The following is a 23,573-nucleotide window of genomic DNA, read 5'->3' on the forward strand; positions in this document are numbered from 1 at the left end:
CCATGACCAGGACGATGAAGATCAACGTGCGGAAGAAGCCGTTGAGTTCGCCGCCGAAGATCAGGATGCCGCCGGCGACCACGATGCCGATGATCGACAGCGCGAAGGCCACCGGGCCGGTGACGGAGTTGCGGAGGTTGGTCAGCCAGCTCTCATACGGCAGAGAGCCGCCGGTGCCCTCGGAGGCGAATGCGTGCTGGGGGGCCAGCAGGAAGAACGCCAGGAGGGCGAAGAGGCCCATGTAGAACAGGGCGTTGCGGTTGAGGCGGAATGCCGGGAAGGTTGCTTGCATTGGTCGTAACTCCTAGTCAGAGGGTTTTGGTGATGTACTGGCCGTTGGCGAACCCGGAAACCTCCAAGATTTCCTGGATGCGCCGCGAGCCTTCGACGCGGGCGATATGAACAACCACGTGAACCGCCTCGCCGATAAGCGGTTCAATGGGTTTCGGGGAATCGGGGTGCATGCTGATGAGCATGGCGAGCCGATCCAATCCAGCTTTGGCGTTGTTTGCGTGCAGGGTTGCAGCACCTCCTTCGTGCCCGGTGTTCCAGGCCATCAACAGATCAAGGGCTTCGGGGCCGCGCACCTCGCCGACCAGGATTCGGTCGGGGCGCATGCGGAGGGTGGTTTTCAGCAGCGCCGTCATGTTCACGTCGATGCTGGTGTGGTACTGGACGTAGTTCTCGGCGGCGCACTGGATTTCGCCGGTGTCCTCGATGATGAAAACCCGCTCGGTCGGGTCTTGAATCACCATCTCGTTGATGATCGCGTTCACCAGCGTGGTCTTGCCCGAGCCGGTGCCGCCGATCACAAGGATGTTCCGGTGCGCGCGCACCGCTGCAATCAATGCCTCGCGCTGCGGCGCGGTCATGATTCCGCGTTCGACGTACTGATCGAGCGTGAAGATGGCGACGGCCTTCTTCCGAATGGCGAAGGTGGGTGCGGGCACAACCGGCGGGAGCTGGCCGGCGAAGCGACTGCCATCAAGGGGCAGCTCGCCTTCCAGGATCGGCTTGGAGCGCGTGACTTCCTTGCCGTGGTAGCCCGCGATGGTTTCGATGATGGCTTGCGCCTGCGCGACGCGCAGCGTGCCGATGCACTTCATCGGCTCGCCCAGGCGTTCAAGCCAGAGCTTGCCGTCCGCGTTGAGCATGATTTCAACGGTCTTGGGATCGTTGAGGGCGGCCAGCAGCTCCGGCCCCATGTCGCGTTCGAGCTTCTTCTTCGCCCGTTCCTTGATGCTGTTGTGTTCTGGTTTCTGGTCGGTCATTCCGTATGCCCTGTATGCCGTTGCGTTTCGCGCATTCTACACAGGTTCATACGATATACCGAACTAATTTCGACCGCAACACCGAAGCGCACAAGGGTGACTTCGGCCGCGACGTTGCATCGCGGATTGCAGGGGCGAAAGAGGCGACAACGCGGCGCATGCTCCGTGCGCCCTCGCGCCGAACCCGTGGCGTTTGCGTTATGGGTTGTCCGGGGGTTGAGCCACCCCGGCGGGCTTTAGCGGCTAAAACTTGGCTGGCTCTTGTGGCTCAGTTCCGCGCCGCTTCCCTTCCCTTCTCACATCCTGGCGTCAACTCCCTCTAAGTTTCTTCCTTGTCGCTTCGCCCCACTTCTTGACGATGAACGCCTGGTGTTCTGGCAGCACAGCCGCCACGCGCTCGAAGCCTGGCGGCAGGCTTCGGGGTGCCTTGCCGCCGGCCAGGGTGTCAAGGGCTTCTTTGTCCAGGTCGGTCGATTCAAGCAGGAGCGGCAGGGGAGTTTCAAGGGCCTGCGCAATGTCCTCCATCACCTTTAGGGAGGGGTTGGCTTTGCCAGTAGTGAGATCGGACAGGAAGGAGATCGAAACCCCCGACCTGTCCGATAGCTCCTTTTTCGTCATGTGCCGCTCATCGAGCAGCCGGAGCACGTTCGTGAAGAAGATGTAGTTGTACAAGGCCCGTATGCCTTCTCGGTGCGGGCGGCAGAAAATTTTAGCCGCTAAAGTTCTTGACCACGGACGCAGGTTTAGCTAAACTGACGACTCCATTAGCGAAAGGAGCATGACGAATGAGCCACAACCTGTTCCAGTTTATCGGTAATCTTACCCGCGATACCGACGTTCGCCATAGCGAAAACAGCGCCCGCGCCGTTTTCGACCTGGCTGTCAATCGCGTGTGGCGCAACGCAGCCGGTGCGAAGCAGGAGCAGACGGACTTCTTCCGCATCAAGTCGTTCGGCGGCCTGGCCGAGAACGCGGGCAAGTACCTGGGCAAAGGCTCCAAGGTGTTCGTCCAGGGCCGCATCGAGCCGACGAAGTACGAGAAGGACGGCAAGACCGAATACGGGTTCGATTTCATCGCCGAGGAAATCGAATACCTGGACACCAAAGCGCCAGGCGGCGGCCAGTAAGGCCAGGCCCGGCCACGGCCGGGCAGTATGCTAGGAGGGAGATTAGATGCAGAACGAGTTCAACGAGCAGGAATACAGGCGAAAGCTCATCGAGGGCGGGCTTAGCGAAGCCGACGCCACCGACCTTGCCGCCCGTACCGCCGCCGCTCGCAGGGACTCGGGCAGCGCCGGCGGGGCCTTCCGCCCCGCCGGTTCCCTCTTCGAGCTGCCGGCCACGGCCGGCGACAACGAGGCGGCTTTGCCGCCGAAGCTACCGACGCCGGCAAGTGCCGCCGTCGAGCGATCCGAGCGCATGGCGCAGGAATCGGCCGAGCTTGCGCGCACGATGGGCCTGCCGCCCGAACCGCGCACCGCCGTGAACAAGATGGCCGAGCAGATCGGCGCGCTGGCCCAGGAAAAACGGAGTAGTGCGATGGCGACCAAGAAGCGAACGGCCGGCGGTGAGCTGGCCGAGAAGGTCAGCGAGGCCAAGCAGACGGCCTTGCTCAAGCACACGAAGCAGCAGATCAAGGACATGCAGCTCTCGCTGTTCGACCTGGCTCCCTGGCCGGATCACATGCGGGCACTGCCCAACGACTTCGGGCGGTCGGCGATCTTCACCGTCCGCAACAAGAAGGTGCCGCGCGCCGCGCTGCAAGGCCAGTCGATCTACCACGTCAACAAAGACGTGGAGATCACCTACACCGGGATCGAGCTGCGCGCCGACGACGACGAGCTGGTATTCGCCCAGGTGCTGGAGTACGCGAAGCGCACCGCGCTCGGAGAGCCGGTTTCCTTCACGTTCTACGAGCTTTGCCAGGACTTGGACTGGTCAATCAACGGTCGGTACTACACAAGGGCCGAGGAATGCCTGACGCGGCTCCAGGCGTCGGCCATGCAGTTCTCATCCCAACGCATCGGCCGGCTCGAATCGGTGTCGCTGATCCGGCGCTTCCGCGTCCTGGATCGCGGCAAGCGCACGTCGCGCTGCCAGGTCGAGATCGACGCCGAAATCGTGGTGCTGTTCGCCGGCGACCACTACACGAAATTCGTGTGGGAGAAGTACCGCAAGCTGTCGCCCACCGCGCGGCGCATGTTCGACTACTTCGCCACCCACAAGGAGCCGTACCCGCTCAAGCTGGAGACGTTCCGGCTGATGTGCGGCTCGGATTCCACCCGGCCGAAGAAGTGGCGCGAGCAGGTAGGCGAAGCGTGCGACGAGCTGCGCGAAAACGGCCTGGTCGAAAGTGCGTGGGTGAACGACGACCTGGTGCATTGCAAGCGGTGATCGCCCCCCTGCCCTCCCCTGGAGCCGCCCGAGATCGAGGCGGCTTTTTTTCTCGAGCATCGCCACTTCCGGCGAGGCAGTACCGCGCACCAGCTCGCGCACGTCGAGCTGCAGCATCGCCACTTCGGGGTCTCCTCGTTTTCAGTGCAATAAGTGACGGTACGCAAAGCTAGCACTGGCGCGGGGGTGGTCTGGGTAGACCGTTGATTTCATTGACTTTCCTGTTCGCTTTGTAAACGGGTATGGTGGCCTCCCACTTTTGAGGTTCACGATGCAGGGTTGGCACACAACGTTTTTGGGGATGCGTGGGCTCCCCCGCGATATCAGCGACTTCGAGATGAAGGCATTTTTCACCTTCGATGGTGCCGAGCGCGACGCAATCAATGCACGCCGAGGTGATTCCCACAAGCTTGGTCTGGCGCTCCATATTGGTTTCCTGCGCATGAGTGGGCGTTTGCTCGGTGCCTTTCGGGTAATTCCAGTAGCCTTGTGGCGCCACCTTGGCAACGAGCTTGGCATTGCAGCACCAGAAGTCGCCTCGCTGAGAGCCATGTATGAACGCGGGCGCACGCTATTCGATCACCAACAAGTAGCCTGCACGGTCCTTGGATTCCAGTGGATGAGCGAGCACCAGCGCCGCTCACTGGTACGTGAACTGCGCGACGAAGTGGCGCGCTGCGCCGACCGCGATCAGCTACTCGTGCGGGCGCGTCAATGGCTGTACAAGAACAAGCTGGTGATCGTGCACGAGCGGGCAATTCGGACACTGATTGCGGCGGCACTTGCCCAGCTTGAAGTTGAAACAGGCACCGCCATCGCCGCCAGCGTTGATCCAGCAACACTTGATCGCTGGCGAGCCTCAGTTTCAGAGCTGCGCCCAGATGGACAAACCCAGCAGAGTTGGCTATGGGCTGCACCGGCGAAACACTCAACCCGCCAAATCAGCGAGGTACTGGAGCGCATCGACCTGCTTTACACGCTGGACGTTCATAAGCACCTGGCAGACATCCCCGATCTCATCTTGCGCCGCTACGCGCGCCGACTTGTCTCCAGGCCGCCCTCAGCCGGAGCCAAGATCAAAGAGCCAGCGCGCACCGTGGAGGTCGCATGCTTTCTTCGGTATTGCCTGTTCACCACCACAGACCAGTTGATCCTTATGGTGCAGCGCCGGATCGCCGATCTGTGGCGTCAGGCTGCCGCCGATGTCCCCGCTACCGTCAATTGGGCCGCAATGTACAAAACGCTGCTCGGCGAACTTGTTGCCTTGAGCGCGCAAGGTGCGGTGCCAGATGCTGAGTTGCGTGCCCGTCTTGAAGCCTTGATCACCGAAACCCAGAAACGCAAACCACCGAGCAGGGCCTCCCTGGTCCGCGAGGGATTGATTGATGGAATTCGCCCCGTGCGGTCGTTGCTCGTCGCCATTGCAAAGCTGCCCTGGCAGGCCACCGGCGAGCATCCTGCCATCGAGTACCTTGCCAAGCTGCAAGCTTTATATCTCAAAGGATCCAGAAAGCTGCCAGTTGAAGTGGTGGCACCAAGTCTGGGAATGATCTGGCAGGTTTCGATCTCCAGCCCAGACCGGGAACGGGCGTTTCAGGCGTTGGAGGTGGCCACCCTGTTTGCCCTGCGCCGCGCGGTGCGCAATGGCTCGGTCTGGATTGAGCACAGCCTGAGCTTTCGGGGTCGTGCGCGCTTGTTCTTCACGGACGAGCGTTGGCAGGCAGAGTCCAAGAAACACTATGCCCGTCTATCGTTACCCAGCAAGGCTGCCACTTTCTTGAAGCCTTTGCTGGCCAGAGTAACTGCCGGTGTCGATGCGGTGGCCGCTGCAGCCCGCAGTGGCGTACTGCGCGTGGATGATGAACTCCATTTGTCGCCATTGCCCGCAGAGGACGAAGACCCAGAAGTGACCAAGCTGCGCGCGGCTTTGGATCACCGCATCGGTGAGGTTCAATTGCCGGAAGTGATTCTGGCCGTTGACGCCCAGGTGCGCTTTAGCTGGATCATGCTCGGACGTGAGCCGCGCTCTACCGACGAGCTGCTGATGGTCTATGCCGGCATCATGGCCCACGGCACCAGTCTGACTGCGGTCGAATGCGCGCGCATGATTCCGCAATTGTCTGCCACCAGCATTCGCCAGGCCATGCGCTGGGCGCGGGACGAACGGCGTCTGAGCCAGGCCTGCCAGGCTGTGCTGGAATTCATGCAGCGACACCCGATTGCCGCCACCTGGGGGCGGTCCGATTTGGCATCTTCTGACATGATGACCATGGAGACCACCAAACGGGTGTGGCAAGCCCGGCTTGATCCTCGGCGCAACACACCTTCCATTGGAATCTACTCCCATGTAAAAGACCGGTGGGGCATCTTCCATGCGCAGCCCTTTGTGCTCAATGAGCGCCAGGCGGGCGTGGCCATTGAAGGTGTCATCCGCCAAGAAAAGCTGGAGACCAGCCAGCTTGCTGTGGATACCCATGGCTACACCGACTTTGCCATGTCACATGCCCGTTTGCTTGGTTTTGATCTTTGCCCGCGGTTGAAGGAACTCAAACAGCGCCACCTCTTTGTGCCACGCGGCACCAAAGTGCCCGCAGAAATCGCTGCGGTGTGCGAAGCCAATGTCGACGTCGCTTTGATCGAAAAGCATTGGGATAGTCTGGTGCACCTGGCAGCCTCGGTCATGAGCGGACATGCCAGTGCGGTGGCAGCTCTTGCGCGGTTCGGTTCTGCCGCCCAGGGCGATCCAATCTATGAGGCTGGCGTGCAATTGGGGCGGTTGCTGCGTACGGCGTTTTTGGCTGACTACTTTGTCAAGGACGCTTTCAGGAACGAGTTGCGCCGGGTGCTCAATCGGGGCGAGGCTGTTAACGCCCTCAAGCGCGCCATTTATACCGGCCGGATCAGCCCGGCGCAGGCCAAACGTGTCGATGAAATGCAGGCTGTGGCCGATGCGTTGAGCCTGATGGCCAACATCGTGATGGCGTGGAATACCTCACAGATGCAGGCGGTCCTGGATCGCTGGTCGAACCGCCGCCAGGTCATTCCACCGGAACTGATCGGGAAGATTGCGCCCACCAGGCTGGAGAGCATCAACTTGCGGGGTGTGTTTCGCTTCCCGGTTGACCGCTATGCTGACCAAATCCTGCCTTCGCGGCCAAATGCATCGATAACTGGCACCAATGGATGAAACCGACCACGGTTTGACGCCACGAATCGCAGATTTGAAAGTGAACAGGAAAGTCAATGAAATCAACGATCTACCAACACCACCTCCGCGCCAGTGCTAGCTTTTCGTACCGTCACTTATTGCACTGAAAACGAGGAGACCCCACTTCCGGCGAGGCAGTACCGCGCACCAGCTCGCGCACGTCGAGCTGCAGCATCGTCACTTCCGGCGAGGCAGTACCGCGCACCAGCTCGCGCACGTCGAGCTGCAGCATCGTCACTTCCGGCGAGGCTGGCCACGTCCTGGCCACGTCCTGGCCACGTCCTGGCCACGGTCGACCATCGCCACAGCCGCTGGATCTCGCATCGCCACTTCCGACGATGAGATCCACTCTTTGACATTTGAGGGGCCAAGCTGCGGGGGATTCTCCCGGCCGGCGGCCGCGAGAACCGGCTATGTCGTGCTACGCATCGAGCCAGGCGGCCACGGCCGCCCGTCTCGCCCCTGGCGGGCTTCCAGCGCCTTCCCGACGCTCACCGGGCCGGTGGCCCTCGCCGCTAGGCTACGAGGCCCTGGCGGGCCTTTCTGGCCCCTTCTCGGGGCCATAGAGGGCCGGCGCTGCCTGGTCGGCCTTGTGGATCGTTTGGGGACAAAACGCCGGCTGGTGACAGTTGAGGGGCGTTTATTGACACTTGGGGGGCAGCGCACTCCGGCGCGATGCTGACAGATGAGGGGCCGGCCTCGAAATCGGCCGGCTGGAGCCGCGCCGGAGGCCGTCGAGGCGGCCTATGTGCTTGATCGGGCTGGCTTTATCCACAGAAGTTGTGGATAAGCCTGTTGGCAAGGCCCTTGCCGTACTGACACTTGAGGGGCGGGGGTGCTGACAGATGAGGGGCGCGATCCTTGACACTTGACGGGCAGACTATTGACCCTTGAGGGGCTTATCCATTGACCCTTGAGGGGCGGCCCTTCGAGCCTTTTCCTTGGCGTATCAACGGCTTGCGCGCGTTTTCCGGTCAAGCTAACCGGCTTTTAACCCTTCATAACCTTTATATTAAACCTAGTTGTTATAACCGGGTGTCGAAAAAAGCGGCAAACCGGCCCAAGGTGCCCCGCAGAATGATCGGCCGCCGAAGGGGGGTGCCCCCCCTTCTCGATCCCACCCGGCCGCTAAAGCGGCCTCCCATCCCCCCAGGGGCGTTGCCCCTCGGCCTACGGCCTTCACCCCAAGAATGGAGCGCCTACGGCGCTGCGGCTGACCATAGCCAGGCGCAAGCGCCTGGCAGAAGTTCGTGCTCTTCCAAAGGGGGCCAAGGCCCCCTCTGGACTCCCCAACTGTCAAGGCGCGGTGACTCCTGCGCCGTCGCCAAGTCGGAAGATGGCTCCAGCTCGAAGGCCGCAAGGTTGAACTCCAAGGGAGGGGTCGGCCTGCCAGGTCCAGGGCGTGATTGCGCCCCTCAAGTGTCAGGAAGCGGGGGAATTCAGTCGTGCGCGTCGTCGTGCAGGATCGTCTCGTAGTCCTGCCCGCCGTAGAACAGTTTAGCGGCTAAAGTTTAGCTAAAGTGCTTGACAGGTTAGGACATTTTGTCCTAATATACGTCTTGAAGGCCGGGCATGTCGCCCAGGTCAACTACCGGAGAGTTCCGATGAACACCCAAGACCAACCCGTCACCGCTTCCCTGGTCGCCGAGGCCCAGCGCCTCGACTTCTTGCCTACCTACTTCGGCCCGCGCCTGATGATGCGCGGCGAGGCCCTTGTGTACGCCTGGCTGCGCCGGCTCTGCGAACGCTACAACGGCGCGTATTGGCACTACTACACCCTGTCGGACGGCGGTTTCTACCTGGCCCCCGACCTGGCCGAGCGCCTGGAGATCGAGGTAGACGGCAACGGCTTCCGGGGCGAACTGTCGGCCGACGCCGCCGGCATTGTCGCAACCCTGTTCGCGCTCGGCCAGCTCGCGGCCGAGATCGCCGGCACGGACGCGGCCGACGCCCTGATCGACCGCTATCACTTCCTGCGCGGCTTCGCGGCCGGCCACCCCGAGGCCGCTGCGATCTACCGGGCTATTGACTGATGAGGGGCGGCCCCGGCTCCGGCCGGGGCTGCACCAGGAGCACGTCAAGCGATGGCGAAGCGAACAAAGCAACCGGCCCAGGCGGGCCAGGACTGGAGCGCGCCGGCGGCCGAGCTGCTGGCCGAGCTGCCGGCAGACCGTGACGGCCTGCTGGCTGCGGCCGTTGCGGCCGTGGTGGAGATCGACGCGGCTGTCATGCGCGGCGACGGGGCGGCGGCCGAGCTGGCCGGCGACCGATACGAGGCGATCATCTGGAAGCTGAACGGCGGCACGAACTTCGGGTGCATGGCCGACGACGAGGCCGCCGGCCGCGTCATCGAGCGGCATTGCGCTGCGGTGCCGGGGGACGTGCCCTTGTGGGGCCAGCGCGGCCAGTTCCTGGCCGTGGCGGGCGACGTGCGCGCCCTGGTGGAGTACGAGGCCGGTTATGGCGGGCCGCTCAACGCGCATTTTCAGTTCCACGCGGTTGACCTGGACAGGCCGTTTATCTCGGCGACGGGCTATCGCTCGCACTTCGACACGGCGCGGGGCTGCATGACCGTGGACGAGGTTGCGCGCGGCATCCTGACGGCCATGCTGGCCGAGAAGAAGCGGCCGGTGTTGATCGAGGCCAACTACCGCGACCGCTTGGCCGACGCTCCCCTGCCCGATTGGCTGGCCGGCCTGGTGCCGCCGGCGCGGCGCGAGCCGGCGACCGTGACGATCCCGCCGGGCTTCGTCTTGGTCGATGTGGTGCTGCCGGCGCACAAGGCGTTCATCGCGCGGCGCTGGGCGGCCGAGGCGGCGGGCAAGGTCAAGGCGGCCAGGGCCGCCAGGTCGAACGCCAAGGGAAAGGCCGGGGGCCGCGAGCGAGATCCCGCATCGGCGGAAACGGCGATGCGCTGCAGCACCGCCAAAGCTGACGATTGCAAGGCCGAGGCTGGGCCTGTATCGCCAGAAGCGACGATGCCGGGCGCAGGCGAAGCATCCTGCAGCACCGCCAGGAATGACGATGCAGGCCCGGCCGACCTGGTGGAGTTCACGCCCGCACCAGGCCAACGGTGCGAGATCGTGAGCGTCCACCATCCGGTGTTCGCCAAGGAGATCGGCAAGCGCGTCATCATCGTGAAGGTGCATCCAGACACCCGCCAGGTGTGGGCGCATGACGACCGGCCGGTGACATACAAGACCAACCGCGCGGGCCGCCGTGTGGTGGATTCAGACCCGAGCTGCATTCAGTCGATCTACGGATTCGACCAACTGCGGCTTATCACGTGACCAGGAGAAGAAACGAATGACGAACGACGCCAATATCCGGCTGGAGTGTTTGAAGCCGGCCGAGCGGTGGGCGCAGCCGAGCGGCGAAGAGGTGCGCGAGGTGCTGCGCCTGGCGGGCCTCACCGGCGGCAAAGCCGCGAAGGTGCTGGGCCTCGGCCCGAAGGGCGACCGGACGATCCGGCGATGGGTGGGCGAGGACACGCCGATCCCTTATGCCGCGTGGGCGCTGCTGTGCGACTACGCCGGCCTCGGGCTGATCTGGAAAGAGGTTTGACGCCAGGGAAAGAGGCTTTAGCGGCTAAAGTGCTAGGCATCGGACTACGGTAAAGCGAAAATAGTTTAGCTAAAGTGCTTGACAGGCTAGGACATTTTGTCCTAATATAGCACTTGAAGGCCGGGCATTCCGCCCAGGTCGATTACCGGAGAGGTTCCGATGAGCAAGAACAAGATCATGCCTTGGGTTGACGCCCTGCCGAATGTGGAAGCCACCGACTTCCAAGCCCGCCGCGACCAGATCGAGGCCACGATGGCCGAGGCGGCCGAGCTGGTGAAGCAGGCGGAAGAGCTGCGCGGCAAAGCCTATTTCGCCGCCTTGAGCCTGGAGGCCAGTGCCAAGGGCGAATGGTCGAGCCAAGCGGTCGAGCAGGCCAAGCGCAGCGTCGGCTGGTAAGGGAAGGCGGCCCGGCTTCGGCCGGGTCATCAACGGAACGCCAAGAGGAAACAGTCCCATGAGCAAAGGCAAGATCGAGATCATCGAGACGTGCTGCCGGCGCTGCGGCAAGAGCATCCGAACCTTGAGCCACACCATCATCGGCGCCGATGATGCCCGCGAGAAGTTCGGCAGCATCTGCGGCGGCTGCATCACGCCGGAGGAAGATAACGAGCTGACGGAAATGCTGCTGGCGGCGGCCGTGCGACGTATGAGCGGAGCGACGCTGCAATGACGGCATTCCACACGTTCGACGGCCCCAGGTGGAGGAACGCCCCGGAGTGATCCGGGGCGCTTGGCCTGGTGCTGGCACACCGTAACCATGCTTCCGAGTGGGAGCATCCAGCATTCAACACGTAACCGCGTGGAGGGTCAAGCCATGTCCAACATCGTCAAGTTCCCCAGGGCGAGCAAGCCGCCGGCTCCCGAGCCGGTGCAGCCTGCCGCGCCCGCTGCTGCGCCTGCCGCACCCAAGGCCGAAGGCCGGGGCCTGGTGGCCGGCCTGGTCAAGTTCGTATGGGTGGCGACCGTGCTGGTCTGGCCGGTGCTCAAGTGGGTGCTGGCGATCATCACCTTCTTCCAGTTCGTGCGGATGCTCTACCACTGGAACACGCCTGGCGTGTATGCCGGCTGGTCGTTCCTGGCGTACTTCGCAGCACTGACCGCGATCACCTACTTCGTTTCGATCTACAAACCGAAAGGGCTTTGACATGGCAAAGCAGACCCTCCCCTACCCGCCTGGCTTCGTGGAGCCGACCACTGGCGACAGGCGCGGGCGACGGCCGCAACGGCATCGGCCATCGACAAGGCGCGAACAAATTTTTAGCCGCTAAAACGCTTGACGGCTTCGCATGGTTTAGCTAAACTTCTGCGCATGGTCGGCGGCTGGCACCGCCATTTGTTCAACAAACCGGGTGTGGAGTGTTATGGGTGCAATCCATGAAGAAACGGCTAACCGAAGCCCAATTCCAGACGGCCATCAAGGGGCTGGAGATCGGGCAGCAGACCATCGACATAGCGCGCGGCGTGCTGGTCGATGGCCGGCCCCAGGCGGAGTTTGTCACTTCGCTGGGGCTGACCAAGGGGGCGGTGTCGCAGGCGGTCAGTCGCGTATGGGCAGCAGCAGGGGAACAGCTCCCCGAGGGCTTCGAGCGAGTGACGGCGGTACTGCCGGAGCATCAAGCGTTCATCGTCAAGAAGTGGGAAGCAGACGCCAAGAGGAAACAGGAACCCAAGTCATGAAAACACTGGTCACGGCAATTCAGAAGGGCGGTCAAGGCAAGACGTTCGCCACCTGCCACCTGGCATTCGACTTCCTGGAGCGCGGCCTTCGCGTGGCCGTGATCGACCTGGACACCCAGGGCAACGCATCGTTCACGCTGTCGGCGTACCAATCGGGCTACCTCGCCAGCCAGTTGTTCACCGGCGACACCGATGACCTGCGGTATTGGTTTGGCAAGCGCGAGGGCGAGAGCCTGGCGCTGATCGCGGCAGACGCCAACCTGGCGAACCTGGACAAGATGGAGCTTTCCCAGGCGGCCGCCGCGCTGCGGGCCAGTGTGGCCGCGCTGGGCGAGTTCTTCGACGTGTGCCTGATCGACACGGCCCCCTCCCTTGGCGTCGCCATGACGGCGGCTGTGCTGACGGCCGACTACATGCTGTCGCCCATCGAAATGGAGGCGTACAGCTTGCAGGGCATGAAGAAGATGGTCGCGGTCATCAGCAACCTGCGCAAGCAGAACCCCAAGCTGCGCTTCCTCGGCATGGTGCCGAACAAGGTGGACGCGCGGAAGCCGCGCCACGTCAACAACCTGGCGACGTTGCAGCAGGCATACCCGCAGTTCATCTTGCCGTTCAGCATCGGCGCGCGTGACAGCATCGCCGAGGCGCTGGGCGAGCAGATGCCGGTGTGGAAGATCAAGAAGACCGCCGCGCGGAAGGCCACCCAGGAGGTGCGTGCGCTGGCGGATTACGTGTTCACGAAGATGGAGATCGCGCAATGAGCGCCAAGACCAACGCCAAGAAGAAGGAGCAGGACAAGCCGCAATCGTCCGGGCTGGGCCTGGACGGGCTGGGCGACCTGGCCGGCCTGCTGAACGAGCAGCCGGCGGCCAACGCCGGCGGCGCAGGCCCGCAGGAGCTGCCGCTTGACCTGATCGACGAAGACCCGCACCAGCCGCGCACGGCCGACAACCCCGGCTTCTCGCCGGAGAGCATCGCGGAGATCGGCGAGACGATCAAAGCGCGCGGCGTGAAGTCGCCCATCAGCGTGCGCGAGAACCCGGACGCACCGGGGCGCTACCTCATCAACCACGGCGCGCGGCGCTATCGCGGCTCGAAGTGGGCGCACAAGACCACGATCCCGGCCTTCATCGACAACGACTACAACGAGGCCGACCAGGTTATCGAGAACCTGCAACGCAACGAGCTGACGGCGCGTGAGATCGCCGACTTCATCGGCCGCGAGCTGGCGAAGGGCAAGAAGAAGGGCGAGATCGCCAAGGAGATCGGCAAGTCGCCGGCCTTCGTCACGCAGCACGTCACGCTGCTGGACTTGCCCGAACCCATTGCCGAGGCGTTCAATAGCGGCCGGGGCAAGGACGTGACTGTCATCAACGAGCTGGTGACGGCCTACAAGAAGAACCCCGACGAGGTGGCCGCCTGGCTGGCCGACGACAGCCAGGAGCTGACGCGCGGCTCGGTGAAGCTGCTGCGCGAGTTCCTGGAGGACAAGCGCAGTCACGAGGACGGCGACCGTGATCCCAACACCGTCGATGCGCTGACCGGCAAGACCGACGCCGAGGCCGGCGACGGCGAGCAGGGGCCGCAGGATGATGACGCCAAGGGGAAGAAGGAGCCGAAGGAGGCCGACCCCGACAAGCTCAAGAAGGCCATCATCCAGGTCAAGCACGACGACCGGCCGGCACGGCTGATCCTCAACCGCCGGCCCCCGGCCGAGGGCTGGGCCTGGCTCAAATACGAGGATGACGGCCAGGAGTTCGAGGCCGACCTTGGCACCGTGCAGCTTGTCGCGCTGCTGGAGGGCTGACACGCCCAGCGCCGGGCATCGCCGACCACCGACCCCCACCCATCGCCCCGCCATCGAGCGGGGCTTTTTTTGCCCGCGTTTTAGCCGCTAAAAAAAGTTCAGCTAAACCGCTTGCGTAGTGTTGTATGTTGTAGTATGCTACACGCTACAACATACAACCGGCCAAAGGAGGCCCGACATGGCGATCTCGAAGGAGCAGATATTTGCGGTGGCCGACGAACTGGACGCGGCCGGCCAGAACCCCACGCTGGCGAACGTGCGCAAGCAGCTCGGCAGCGGCAGCTTCACCACCATCAGCGAGGCGATGAACGAGTGGCGCGCACGCAAGGCCAGCCAGGCCGCCCCGATCCGCGAGCCGGCACCGCAGGCGATCACCGACAAGCTGGCCGAGCTGGGCGGCGACTTGTGGGCCGTGGCGCTGGAAATGGCGAACAACCGCCTGGCCGCCGAGCGCGAGGCGCTGGAGGCCGTGCGCCAGGAGACGGAAGCAGCGCGCCAGGAAGCCGCAGAGCTGGCCGACCAGCTCACCGGCGAGCTGGACGAGGCCAAGGCCCGCGTCGCGGCCCTGGAGGCCGTCGAGGCGGCCGCCAAGGGCGAGGCCGACGAGCTGCGCGGCAAGCTCGCGGCGACCAGCGAGCGCGCGGCCACGGCCGAGGCCAGGGCCGGCGAGCTGCGCACGGAGCTGGATCACGCCCATCAGGAAGCCCGCCAGGCGCGCGCAGAGCGCGACAAGGCCCAGGAGAGGGCCACGGTCAGCGCCGACCAGGTGGAGGCCCTGCGGGCCGACCTCGCGGCCGCGAACAGCCGTACCGCCGAGATCGAGCGCCGCGCCGGCGAGCTGCGTGCCGACCTGGAGCGGGCGAACCAGGCGACCGACCAGGCGCGCGCCGCTCAGGCCGAGCAGCGGAAGGCCACCGAGGCGGCCGCCGCCGAGCGCGACCAGGTGCGCGCGGAGCTGGTGAAGGTGCAGGCCAAGGCCGAGGCGGCCGAGCAGGCCCACCAGGAGCAGCGCAAGGCGATGGCGGCCGAGGCACACCGCCAGGCCGAGCGGCTGACCGCCGCCCAGGGCGAGCGCGACCAGGCGAAGCGCGACGCTGCCCAGGCCCGCGAGGAAGCGGCCGGGCTTCGCGGCCGGCTGGAGGCCCTGGAAACCGTCATTGCGCAAGGCCGGGCGGCCGATCCGACCAGCGGCGGACGCAAAAAGACCTGATAAATCGGTTGGTTTTCCTTAAAATTACCCTGGAACCCTGACAAAACGCACAACCCGGCCGCTGGGAAGAGCCGGCCTCGCTTTGCCGAGGTCGGCTTTTTTGTTGGAGCGCGGCTTGCATGGGGCCACCATCACCCTTTTGAGAACCACGGCAACCATAGGAGTGCCCGATGAAAGAACGCCTCTTGGTCATGAACGGTCAACGCATCGTTCAGGCCGAAAAGGACGGCGCTTGGACGAATCAGAAAGTAGACAAGGCGGGCGCGTTGAAGCCCGGCATCTACAACCTGTACACGGCCCAAGCGGCCGACAAGAAGCAGACCCACGCCGGCGTGATCGTTCATGCCGACGCCACCAACGTGTACCAGCAGATCGGCAAGAACTTTGTCATGCACGCTCGGTCAGATTTCGATAAAGTACCTGAAATTGGGAGCGCAAAGAGCATCAGCTACAACGCCCAGGGCAAGGCGGCAGTCGCCGCAGAGGCCCCGAAACTGACGCGGGGGCGCTCCATGTAGCTTTAGCGGCTAAAAAGGAGGCACGCCCTTGAAACGACTCACCATCCCCGGCAGCGGCACCGAGAGCCGCGCCACCAAGCCGGCCCGCGTCAGCGCGCCGGCCACCCTCGGCGGTGCCGCCTTCGGCGCTTCGCGCGAGGACACCGGAGCCGACTTGCTGGAGGCCGCCCAGGCGGCCGAGATCGAGCAGCAGGCCACCCTAGAGGCGGCCCCGGTCGAGCAGTCCTACCCCGAAACCCTGGCGCTCTACGTGCAGGCCAAGCACGACCAGGTGGAGCACATCGAGGACAGGCTAGAAAACCTGATCGACCGGCAGCAGGCCCGTTTGCAGCAGACCCAGGCGTCCGCGCCTGGCCGGCTTTCCTTGCCCGGCTCTAAGCGAGCCTGGCAGAACCAGCAGGCGCAGCAGCAGGCCCGCTTGCAGACGCTTCACGCGCGCCTGGAGGCCGTCCGCGAGATCAAGGAAGGCATGGGCCTGCACTCGCCGAAGATCGAAGAGCTGGCGACGCGCAAGATGCGCGCCGAGAACCCCGAGCTGGCTTCCGATTGGGATGCCATGCGCGAGGCCGCCCGCCGGCATGAGCTGCTGATGCGCAAGCAGGAGCAGGAGCGCAAGCAATCCCAGGCCCAGGAGCGGCCAGGGAGGTCGCAGTCCTTGGGCCTGTCAGCCAGGCCCGCATAAAAACGAAGCCCGGCGGTCGCCGGGCTTCTTTCTCGAGCATCGCCATTTCTGGCGAGGGATGCCTGCCGAGGGTCTGGCGGAATCATCCTGCAGCATCGTCACAAGCGACGATGCCGGGAGCTGGCCAGCATCGCCGAACCTGGCGATGCCGCCGGCGCGGTCGACCATCGCCAGTTCTGACGATGAGATCCCGCATCGCCATCTACAGCGAGGCCCACAGGGCCAGGCCGGCGGCCACGACCGCCATGCCGGCCGCGACCATGTTCATCATGGCGACGCGCCGCGCCTCGCGGATCGGCGCGACGAGCTGCGCCGTCACCGCCTCAACCTCACGCCGCACGGCCTCGGCGGCCGCCTTCGCGCCCTCCTGCATTCCCCGCGTCATGGCGTCCTTGCTGGCCGCCAACGCCGCGTTGAGCGTCCTTTCCGCCTTTCCCTTGGCGTCATCACCCCATCGGTGGGCGATGGACTCCAGTTCCGACTTGAAGGCGTCCAAGATTTCCTGCTGGGCCGATGCGCTGTCCTGCATCAGCTTCATGTTGATGGTCTGGAGGATCAAGATCGGATCGTCGCGGCCCACGGCGATGCCGTGCTTGGCCGCGATCTCCCGTATCAGCTCCTCGATCTTGTCGTCGGCCGCCATCAGAGCACCGCCGCGTTTTCGAGCTGGGCGAAGAGCTGGGTTTTCACGATCTTGAGCCGCTGCCGCGTCATGATCGTGAGCGCCGAATCGGCCAGGGCCTCATCGAAGGTGCGCCGATCCTGGAGCATTTCGGCGAAGTCGCGGCCGTAGGTTTCCTCTTTCAGCGCCGGAATCTGGATGATGGCGGACACACGGCCCTTGTTGGTCGTGTACGCCTTCAACTGCTCGAACCCCTTGCCCTCGTGCTCGATTGGCCCCCAATACGGGTTCAGCCAGACCACGAACAGGCATTCGGCCGGGAACTGGCTGGCGAGCTGGGCGAAGCCGCTCACCGTGTCCACCAGGGCCTGGCCGCCGGTGACGACCGTATGCACCACGAGTTCGTGGCCCATGTCCTGGAGCAGCGCCGGCACCTGGTTGCTGATGAGGTAGTGCGACAGCGGCACGAACGAGCTGGCCCCGTTGTCGATGATGACGTCGCCCTCGGCCGACGCGATCATCTCGACCAGGGCGTCGAAATTCCGGGTGTTGATCTCGTCGCCGTCCATGATGTTGAGCCGGCGCACGTTGAGGGCTTTGTAGCCCTCGAACGTCGCGTTCACCGGATCGGTATCGATGCAAAGCGGCTTCTGTCCCTTGCCGGCTTTGTACTGCGCGATGGTGGCCGCGATCATCGACTTGCCGACGCCGCCCTTGCCTTGCAGAACCATGTGAATTTTCGCCATTACAGTAAATCCTCTTTCTTTGGAGTCGCATCAAACGTGAAGCCGCCGATCTTGGGCGGCTCACTCTTGGATTCCGAGGCCGGCGGGGCGGCCTTCGGCTCGGGCTTCGCGCCCTTGGGCTGGCTGTCCGGGGGAGTGGCGGGAGGCGGCGGGGAAGCTACCGGCGCGGCCTTGATGTACCGCTTCACGTGCTGGGTGAAGGTTTCGTACCGACAGCGCAGCCGGCCGGTTTCCTTCATGTGCTCCCAGATCGTTTTCATCGCATAGCCCGCATCGAGCGCCGCTTGAACGTCGCTCTTGACGGCCAGGAACGCGACCACGTGCTTGTCCTGGCGCGGCTTCTTGGCTTCCCGTCCCTTCACCCATTCAGCCAGCTCTTCGGGGTAGGTCTTTGGCATCGTGTTCGTCCATCTAATCCTCTCATCGCAAATGTAACGCTACTAAGCGGCGCTACGGAAACGCAAAAGTCCGCTATCGGCGTGCATTGGCACGCTTCGATAGCGGCATTATGGGCCATTGTGGCGGGTTTCGCTATATCCGTTGCTGCTTTTGCGGCCTGATAGCGCGATAGTTGCGGATAAATCGTAATGGCTGGTGTAGACTTTCCTTGGTGTTATTAACGCCGTAAGGCGGGCAGGATGTGTGAAGTTAGCTAACCGACGAGCCGGTTATCTATCTTCACTGTCCCTTATTCGCGCCGGTGGCGCTCAACGGGTCATCCTGCTCTGCGAGGCAGCCGGCTACCGCCGGCATGAGAGACGAGGCGAGGCATGGAGAACGACGAAAAGGAACACGGCCGCCGGCGGCGGCAGCACCTGCGGGTGCCGGTGTTCCCCGAAGAGAAAGACGAGATCGAGGCGAACGCCAAGAGGGCGGGCGTCAGCGTGGCGCGCTATCTGCGCGACGTGGGCCAGGGCTATCAGATCAAGGGCGTCATGGACTACCAGCACGTGCGCGAGCTGGTGCGCGTCAACGGCGACCTTGGCCGCCTTGGCGGCCTGCTCAAGCTCTGGCTGACCGATGACGTGCGAACGCTCCAGTTCGGCGAGGCGACCATCCTGGCCCTGCTGGGCCGGATCGAGGCCACCCAGGACGAAATGAGCCGGATCATGAAGGCCGTGGTTCAGCCGAGGGCCGAGCCTTGACTTCTTTAGCGGCTAAAAAGCCGGAGGGGCGGTCATGATCGCCAAGCACGTGCCGATGCGCTCGCCTGGCAAGAGCGACTTCGCGGGCCTGGCGAACTACATCACCGACGCCCAAAGCAAAGACCACCGGCTGGGCCACGTGCAGGCGACGAACTGCGAAGCCGGTTCCATCCAGGACGCCATCACGGAGGTGCTGGCGACCCAGCACACGAACACCCGCGCGAAGGGCGACAAGACCTACCACCTGATCGTCAGCTTCCGGGCCGGCGAGCAGCCCAGCGCCGACACCTTGCGCGCGATTGAGGAACGCATCTGCGCCGGGCTGGGTTATGGCGAGCATCAGCGAATCAGTGCCGTCCACAACGACACCGACAACCTGCACATCCACATCGCCATCAACAAGATTCACCCGACGCGGCACACGATGCACGAGCCGTACTACCCGCACCGGGCGCTGGCGGAACTCTGCACGGCCCTGGAGCGCGACTACGGCCTGGAGCGCGACAACCACGAGCCGCGCAAGCGCGGCGCGGAGGGCCGGGCCGCCGACATGGAGCGGCATGCCGGCGTTGAAAGCCTGGTCGGCTGGATCAAGCGCGAGTGCCTGGACGAGATCAAGGGCGCGCAGTCCTGGCAGGAACTGCACCAGGTCATGCGCGACAACGGATTGGAACTGCGCGTCCGTGCCAATGGCCTCGTGTTCGAGGCCGGCGACGGAACGATGGTGAAGGCGAGCACAGTAGCCCGCGACCTTTCCAAGCCGAGCCTGGAGGCGCGGCTTGGCCCGTTCGAGGCTTCGCCCGAACGGCAGGCGCAAACCACCGCGAAGCGGCAGTACCGCAAAGACCCCATCCGCCTTCGCGTCAACACCGTGGAGCTGTACGCGAAGTACAAGGCCGAGCAGCAGAGCTTGACCACGGCGCGCGCCCAGGCCCTGGAGCGCGCCCGGCATCGCAAGGATCGGCTGATCGAGGCGGCCAAGAGGTCGAACCGCCTGCGCCGCGCCACGATCAAGGTGGTCGGCGAGGGCCGCGCGAACAAGAAGCTGCTGTACGCCCAGGCGAGCAAGGCCCTGCGCAGCGAAATCCAGGCGATCAACAAGCAGTTCCAGCAGGAGCGCACCGCGCTCTATGCCGAGCACAGCCGGCGCACGTGGGCCGACTGGCTCAAGAAGGAGGCGCAGCACGGCAGCACCGACGCCCTGGCCGCCCTGCGCGCCCGCGAGGCGGCCCAGGGCCTCAAGGGCAACACTATCCGGGGCGAGGGCCATGCGAAGCCCGGCCACGCGCCGGCGGTGGACAACATCACGAAGAAGGGGACGATCATCTTCCGCGCCGGCATGAGCGCCGTGCGCGATGACGGCGACCGCCTGCAAGTCTCCCGCGAGGCCACGCGCGAAGGGCTGCAAGAAGCCCTGCGCCTGGCGATGCAACGCTACGGCAACCGGATCACCGTCAACGGCACGGTGGAGTTCAAGGCGCAGATGATCCGCGCCGCCGTCGATTCCCAGCTACCCATCACCTTCACCGATCCGGCTCTTGAGAGCCGGCGGCAGGCGCTTTTGAACAAGGAGAACACCCATGAGCGAACCGAAAGACCAGAGCATCGAGGACGAACTGGACGCGGCGCTGGCGGCCCTGGACAGCGGCCCGCTGCCGACCAGCACGCTACCGGAGCCGCAGCCGTCGCCCGAGCAGGCGACGGCCGGCCAGCCGCCGGCCGTGGCGACCGCGCCGACGCCGGCATTCACGCCGCCAACGTCCACCGGAAGCCCGACGTTGGACGCCTTGGAAGAAAACCGCCGCCCCAAAGCCAGCACCGTTTGCGAGCACTGTCCGAACTCGGTGTGGTTCGCATCGCCGGCGGAAGTGAAGTGCTATTGCCGCGTGATGTTCCTCGTCACGTGGAGCAGCAAGGAACCCAACCAGATCACGCACTGCGACGGGGAATTTCTCGGACAGGAACAGGAGTAGGCCAGACGCCGCCGGGCGTCGCGGCCGCCGACAAGTACATCGCCGAGCGCGAGGCGAAGCGCCTAAAAGGTTTCGATATACCGAAGCATTCCCGATATACTGCCGGTGATGGTGCGCTCTCGTTCCAGGGCACCAGGACTATCGAGGGCCAGGCGCTGGCCCTCTTGAAGCGAGGTGATGAGGTCATGGTTATGCCCATCGACCAGGCCACGGCCCGGCGCTTGACGCGCATCGCGGTCGGCGATGCCGTCTCGATCACCGCGAAAGGCTCCATCAAAACGTCGAAAGGAAGGAGTAGATGAAGATCAAGATGAACAACGCGGTAGGGCCGCAAGTCCGAACCGCCAAACCGAAGCCGAGCAAGCTGCTGCCGGTGCTGGGCGCGGCCTCGATGGTCGGCGGCCTCCAGGCCGCGACGCAGTTCTTCGCCCACACGTTCGCCTATCACGCGACCCTCGGCCCCAACGTGGGCCACGTGTACGCGCCCTGGTCGATCCTGCACTGGACGTACAAGTGGTACAGCCAGTACCCGGACGAGATCATGAACGCCGGCAGCATGGGGATGCTGGTTTCGACCGTGGGGCTGCTGGGCGTGGCCGTGGCGAAGGTCGTCACGTCCAACAGCTCGAAGGCGAACGAGTACCTGCACGGCTCGGCCCGCTGGGCCGAGAAGAAGGACATTCAGGCGGCCGGCCTGCTGCCGCGCGAGCGCAACGTCCTGGAGATCGTCACCGGCAAGGCCGCACCCACGGCCACCGGCGTGTACGTGGGCGGCTGGCAGGACAAGGACGGCAATTTCTTCTACCTGCGGCACAGCGGCCCCGAGCACGTGCTGACCTACGCGCCCACGCGCTCGGGCAAGGGCGTCGGCCTGGTGGTGCCGACGCTGCTGTCGTGGGGCGCGAGCAGCGTCATCACCGACTTGAAGGGCGAGTTGTGGGCCTTGACCGCCGGCTGGCGGCAGAAGCACGCCAAGAACAAAGTGCTGCGCTTCGAGCCGGCCAGCACCTCGGGCGGCGTCTGCTGGAATCCGCTGGACGAAATCCGCCTCGGCACCGAATACGAAGTGGGCGACGTGCAGAACCTTGCCACGCTGATCGTTGACCCGGACGGCAAGGGCCTGGACTCGCACTGGCAGAAGACCGCCTTCGCGCTCCTGGTCGGCGTGATCCTGCACGCGCTGTACAAGGCCAAGGACGATGGCGGCACCGCCACGCTCCCGTCCGTCGATGCGATGCTGGCCGACCCGAACCGGGACATTGGCGAGCTTTGGATGGAAATGGCGACCTACGGGCACGTAGACGGCCAGAACCATCACGCCATCGGCTCGGCGGCACGCGACATGATGGATCGGCCAGAGGAAGAAGCCGGATCGGTGCTGTCCACGGCCAAGTCGTACCTGGCCCTGTACCGCGACCCCGTGGTGGCGCGCAACGTCAGCCGGTCGGACTTCCGCATCAAGCAGTTGATGCACGAGGACGACCCGGTAAGCCTCTACATCGTCACCCAGCCCAACGACAAGGCCCGCCTGCGGCCGCTGGTGCGCGTCATGGTGAACATGATCGTGCGCCTGCTGGCCGACAAGATGGACTTCGAGGGCGGCCGTCCGGTGGCGCACTACAAGCACCGGCTCTTGATGATGCTGGACGAGTTCCCGAGCCTCGGGAAGCTGGAGATCATGCAAGAGTCGCTGGCCTTCGTGGCCGGCTACGGCATCAAGTGCTACCTCATCTGCCAGGACATTAACCAGCTCAAGAGCCGCGAGACGGGCTACGGCCACGACGAAAGCATCACGTCGAACTGCCACGTGCAGAACGCCTATCCGCCCAACCGCGTCGAGACGGCCGAACACCTGTCCCGCCTCACCGGGCAGACCACCGTGGTGAAGGAGCAGATCACGACCAGCGGCCGCCGCACGGCGGCGATGCTGGGCCAGGTGTCGCGCACTTACCAGGAAGTGCAGCGGCCCTTGCTGACGCCCGACGAATGCCTGCGCATGCCGGGGCCAAAGAAGAACGCCCAGGGCGAGATCGAAGAAGCCGGCGACATGGTGATCTACGTCGCGGGCTACCCGGCGATCTACGGCAAGCAACCCCTGTACTTCAAAGACCCGGTGTTCTTGGCACGCGCCGCGATTCCCGCGCCCAAGGTCAGCGACCGCCTGCGCGCCGTCGCACAGGCCGAGACGGAAGGGGAGGGCATCACGATATGAGCCGCATCCTGAAACGCATCGCGGCAGGCGTCGCCATCGCGGGCGTGGCTGCCCTGCTGTTGGCCGCCGGCGGCTATGCCGCCGGTGCCCGCGTGAACACCACCAAGAGCATTCCGGTCGGCCTGTACTGGACGAGCAGCGCGCCGGTGGAGAAGGGGGCCTACGTCCTCTTCTGCCCGCCGCAGCTCGGCGTGTTCGACGACGCCAAGGAAAGGGGCTACATCGGGGCCGGCTTCTGCCAGGGCGGCTACGGCTACATGATGAAGCGCGTTTTAGCCGCTAAAGACGATGCCGTGGCCGTCGCCGATGACGGCGTGCGCGTCAACGGCGAGCTGCTGCCCCTCAGCGCGCCGATCAAGGCCGACAAGGCCGGGCGGCCGCTGCCGCGCTACCAGTCCAGCAGCTACACGCTCGGCAATTCCGAGGTGCTGCTTATGTCGGACGTGAGCGCCACATCCTTCGACGGCCGCTACTTCGGCCCGATCAATCGTTCGCAAATCAAGACCGTGATCCGTCCGGTCATCACCTGGTAGGGAGACACACC

The 23,573-nt window shown here is 64.4% G+C and carries 26 protein-coding genes; 19 read left to right on the forward strand and 7 right to left on the reverse strand.

The genetic code is table 11. From position 1 onward, the window contains the following. The 3 genes from trbC to BMG07_RS24335 all read right to left on the reverse strand — a co-directional run. Window positions 1–292, reverse strand: a 292-nt coding sequence (gene trbC / locus BMG07_RS24325) for a conjugal transfer system pilin TrbC (RefSeq protein WP_198086718.1), incomplete at its 3' end; no start/stop codon positions are given. 16 nt (window positions 293–308) lie between these two features. Beyond that, the gene (gene trbB / locus BMG07_RS24330; protein ID WP_000132020.1) at window positions 309–1,271 is read right to left on the reverse strand and encodes a P-type conjugative transfer ATPase TrbB; all 963 of its coding nucleotides are present in this window, start codon (window positions 1,269–1,271) and stop codon (window positions 309–311) included. 309 nt (window positions 1,272–1,580) lie between these two features. Continuing rightward, on the reverse strand, window positions 1,581–1,943 hold the full coding sequence (locus BMG07_RS24335; RefSeq protein ID WP_011114045.1) for a transcriptional regulator: 363 nt from the start codon (window positions 1,941–1,943) through the stop codon (window positions 1,581–1,583). A 113-nt stretch (window positions 1,944–2,056) separates the two neighbouring features. Between BMG07_RS24335 and BMG07_RS24340 the strand changes: the two genes are divergently transcribed. The 3 genes from BMG07_RS24340 to BMG07_RS24350 all read left to right on the forward strand — a co-directional run bounded on the left by BMG07_RS24340 (window position 2,057) and on the right by BMG07_RS24350 (window position 6,852). After that, on the forward strand, window positions 2,057–2,398 hold the full coding sequence (locus BMG07_RS24340; protein ID WP_000019167.1) for a single-stranded DNA-binding protein: 342 nt from the start codon (window positions 2,057–2,059) through the stop codon (window positions 2,396–2,398). A gap of 46 nt (window positions 2,399–2,444) precedes the next feature. Continuing rightward, window positions 2,445–3,665, forward strand: a complete 1,221-nt coding sequence (trfA, locus tag BMG07_RS24345; protein ID WP_176331821.1) for a plasmid replication initiator TrfA — start codon at window positions 2,445–2,447, stop codon at window positions 3,663–3,665. Window positions 3,666–3,936: 271 nt separating this feature from the next. Beyond that, window positions 3,937–6,852 carry a Tn3-like element IS1071 family transposase gene (locus BMG07_RS24350; RefSeq protein ID WP_003158660.1) on the forward strand — a complete coding sequence of 972 codons (2,916 nt, stop codon included), beginning with the start codon at window positions 3,937–3,939 and terminating at the stop codon, window positions 6,850–6,852. Window positions 6,853–6,964: 112 nt separating this feature from the next. Here the strand turns inward: BMG07_RS24350 and BMG07_RS24355 are convergent, their stop codons facing one another. Further along, window positions 6,965–7,105, reverse strand: coding sequence for a hypothetical protein (locus BMG07_RS24355; RefSeq protein ID WP_198086719.1), 141 nt, complete (start codon window positions 7,103–7,105; stop codon window positions 6,965–6,967). 1,372 nt (window positions 7,106–8,477) lie between these two features. On the opposite strand from BMG07_RS24355, the gene BMG07_RS24360 reads away from it, so the two are divergent. The 12 genes from BMG07_RS24360 (at window position 8,478) to kfrC (ending at window position 16,331) form a co-directional block, all read left to right on the forward strand. After that, on the forward strand, window positions 8,478–8,906 hold the full coding sequence (locus tag BMG07_RS24360) for an antirestriction protein (RefSeq protein WP_001095942.1): 429 nt from the start codon (window positions 8,478–8,480) through the stop codon (window positions 8,904–8,906). Window positions 8,907–8,957: 51 nt separating this feature from the next. Beyond that, window positions 8,958–10,163, forward strand: coding sequence for a hypothetical protein (locus tag BMG07_RS24365; protein ID WP_011137972.1), 1,206 nt, complete (start codon window positions 8,958–8,960; stop codon window positions 10,161–10,163). Between the two features lie 16 nt (window positions 10,164–10,179). Beyond that, complete coding sequence (gene korC / locus BMG07_RS24370) at window positions 10,180–10,437, forward strand: transcriptional repressor KorC (RefSeq protein WP_010890115.1); 258 nt, start codon at window positions 10,180–10,182, stop codon at window positions 10,435–10,437. 159 nt (window positions 10,438–10,596) lie between these two features. Further along, window positions 10,597–10,833, forward strand: a complete 237-nt coding sequence (gene kleA / locus BMG07_RS24375) for a stable inheritance protein KleA (protein WP_000041932.1) — start codon at window positions 10,597–10,599, stop codon at window positions 10,831–10,833. 58 nt (window positions 10,834–10,891) lie between these two features. Then, the gene (locus BMG07_RS24380) at window positions 10,892–11,107 is read left to right on the forward strand and encodes a DUF2688 domain-containing protein (RefSeq protein WP_010890114.1); all 216 of its coding nucleotides are present in this window, start codon (window positions 10,892–10,894) and stop codon (window positions 11,105–11,107) included. A gap of 144 nt (window positions 11,108–11,251) precedes the next feature. Next, window positions 11,252–11,581, forward strand: coding sequence for a KleE stable inheritance protein (kleE, locus tag BMG07_RS24385; RefSeq protein ID WP_010890113.1), 330 nt, complete (start codon window positions 11,252–11,254; stop codon window positions 11,579–11,581). Window positions 11,582–11,811: 230 nt separating this feature from the next. Beyond that, complete coding sequence (locus BMG07_RS24390; RefSeq protein ID WP_010890110.1) at window positions 11,812–12,114, forward strand: transcriptional regulator KorA; 303 nt, start codon at window positions 11,812–11,814, stop codon at window positions 12,112–12,114. Then, window positions 12,111–12,875, forward strand: coding sequence for a ParA family protein (locus tag BMG07_RS24395; protein WP_198086720.1), 765 nt, complete (start codon window positions 12,111–12,113; stop codon window positions 12,873–12,875). Before BMG07_RS24390 ends, BMG07_RS24395 begins: the two co-directional genes overlap by 4 nt. After that, window positions 12,872–13,921: a ParB/RepB/Spo0J family partition protein gene (locus tag BMG07_RS24400; RefSeq protein WP_011114060.1), complete on the forward strand. Its 1,050-nt coding sequence runs from the start codon at window positions 12,872–12,874 to the stop codon at window positions 13,919–13,921. Before BMG07_RS24395 ends, BMG07_RS24400 begins: the two co-directional genes overlap by 4 nt. 178 nt (window positions 13,922–14,099) lie before the next feature. Then, the gene (locus BMG07_RS24405; RefSeq protein WP_198086721.1) at window positions 14,100–15,131 is read left to right on the forward strand and encodes a DNA-binding protein; all 1,032 of its coding nucleotides are present in this window, start codon (window positions 14,100–14,102) and stop codon (window positions 15,129–15,131) included. 170 nt (window positions 15,132–15,301) lie between these two features. Then, a complete protein-coding gene (gene kfrB / locus BMG07_RS24410; RefSeq protein ID WP_000664557.1) occupies window positions 15,302–15,649 on the forward strand; it encodes an IncP plasmid survival protein KfrB in 348 nt (115 codons plus the stop codon). 28 nt (window positions 15,650–15,677) lie between these two features. Then, window positions 15,678–16,331 carry an IncP plasmid survival protein KfrC gene (gene kfrC / locus BMG07_RS24415; RefSeq protein WP_000826922.1) on the forward strand — a complete coding sequence of 218 codons (654 nt, stop codon included), beginning with the start codon at window positions 15,678–15,680 and terminating at the stop codon, window positions 16,329–16,331. A 202-nt stretch (window positions 16,332–16,533) separates the two neighbouring features. Here kfrC and BMG07_RS24420 read toward each other — a convergent pair whose 3' ends face one another. The 3 genes from BMG07_RS24420 to BMG07_RS24430 are packed head-to-tail and all read right to left on the reverse strand — an operon-like array spanning window position 16,534 to window position 18,097. Continuing rightward, complete coding sequence (locus BMG07_RS24420) at window positions 16,534–16,974, reverse strand: conjugal transfer protein TraM (RefSeq protein ID WP_000718516.1); 441 nt, start codon at window positions 16,972–16,974, stop codon at window positions 16,534–16,536. Continuing rightward, on the reverse strand, window positions 16,974–17,699 hold the full coding sequence (locus BMG07_RS24425) for an ArsA-related P-loop ATPase (RefSeq protein WP_011114058.1): 726 nt from the start codon (window positions 17,697–17,699) through the stop codon (window positions 16,974–16,976). The genes BMG07_RS24420 and BMG07_RS24425 overlap by 1 nt, the downstream gene beginning before the upstream one ends. Continuing rightward, entirely contained in the window at window positions 17,699–18,097 is a 399-nt protein-coding gene (locus BMG07_RS24430; RefSeq protein WP_001127128.1) for a TraK family protein, read from the reverse strand. Before BMG07_RS24430 ends, BMG07_RS24425 begins: the two co-directional genes overlap by 1 nt. Before the next feature lie 372 nt (window positions 18,098–18,469). Between BMG07_RS24430 and traJ the strand changes: the two genes are divergently transcribed. From traJ to traF, 4 genes are read left to right on the forward strand one after another with little or no spacing between them, the layout of a single operon-like run. Continuing rightward, window positions 18,470–18,844 carry a conjugal transfer transcriptional regulator TraJ gene (gene traJ / locus BMG07_RS24435; protein ID WP_000426567.1) on the forward strand — a complete coding sequence of 125 codons (375 nt, stop codon included), beginning with the start codon at window positions 18,470–18,472 and terminating at the stop codon, window positions 18,842–18,844. Window positions 18,845–18,878: 34 nt separating this feature from the next. Then, window positions 18,879–21,119 carry a TraI/MobA(P) family conjugative relaxase gene (traI, locus tag BMG07_RS24440; protein ID WP_198086722.1) on the forward strand — a complete coding sequence of 747 codons (2,241 nt, stop codon included), beginning with the start codon at window positions 18,879–18,881 and terminating at the stop codon, window positions 21,117–21,119. Beyond that, window positions 21,116–23,029 carry a type IV secretory system conjugative DNA transfer family protein gene (locus tag BMG07_RS24445; protein ID WP_198086723.1) on the forward strand — a complete coding sequence of 638 codons (1,914 nt, stop codon included), beginning with the start codon at window positions 21,116–21,118 and terminating at the stop codon, window positions 23,027–23,029. The genes traI and BMG07_RS24445 overlap by 4 nt, the downstream gene beginning before the upstream one ends. Next, window positions 23,026–23,562 (forward strand): conjugative transfer signal peptidase TraF, encoded by a 537-nt coding sequence (gene traF, locus BMG07_RS24450; RefSeq protein ID WP_176331813.1) that lies wholly within the window; start codon window positions 23,026–23,028, stop codon window positions 23,560–23,562. Before BMG07_RS24445 ends, traF begins: the two co-directional genes overlap by 4 nt. The last annotated feature ends 11 nt before the right edge of the window (window positions 23,563–23,573 follow it).

Source organism: Variovorax sp. E3 (genome assembly GCF_016082275.1).
Taxonomy (GTDB): Bacteria; Pseudomonadota; Gammaproteobacteria; order Burkholderiales; family Burkholderiaceae_C; genus Variovorax.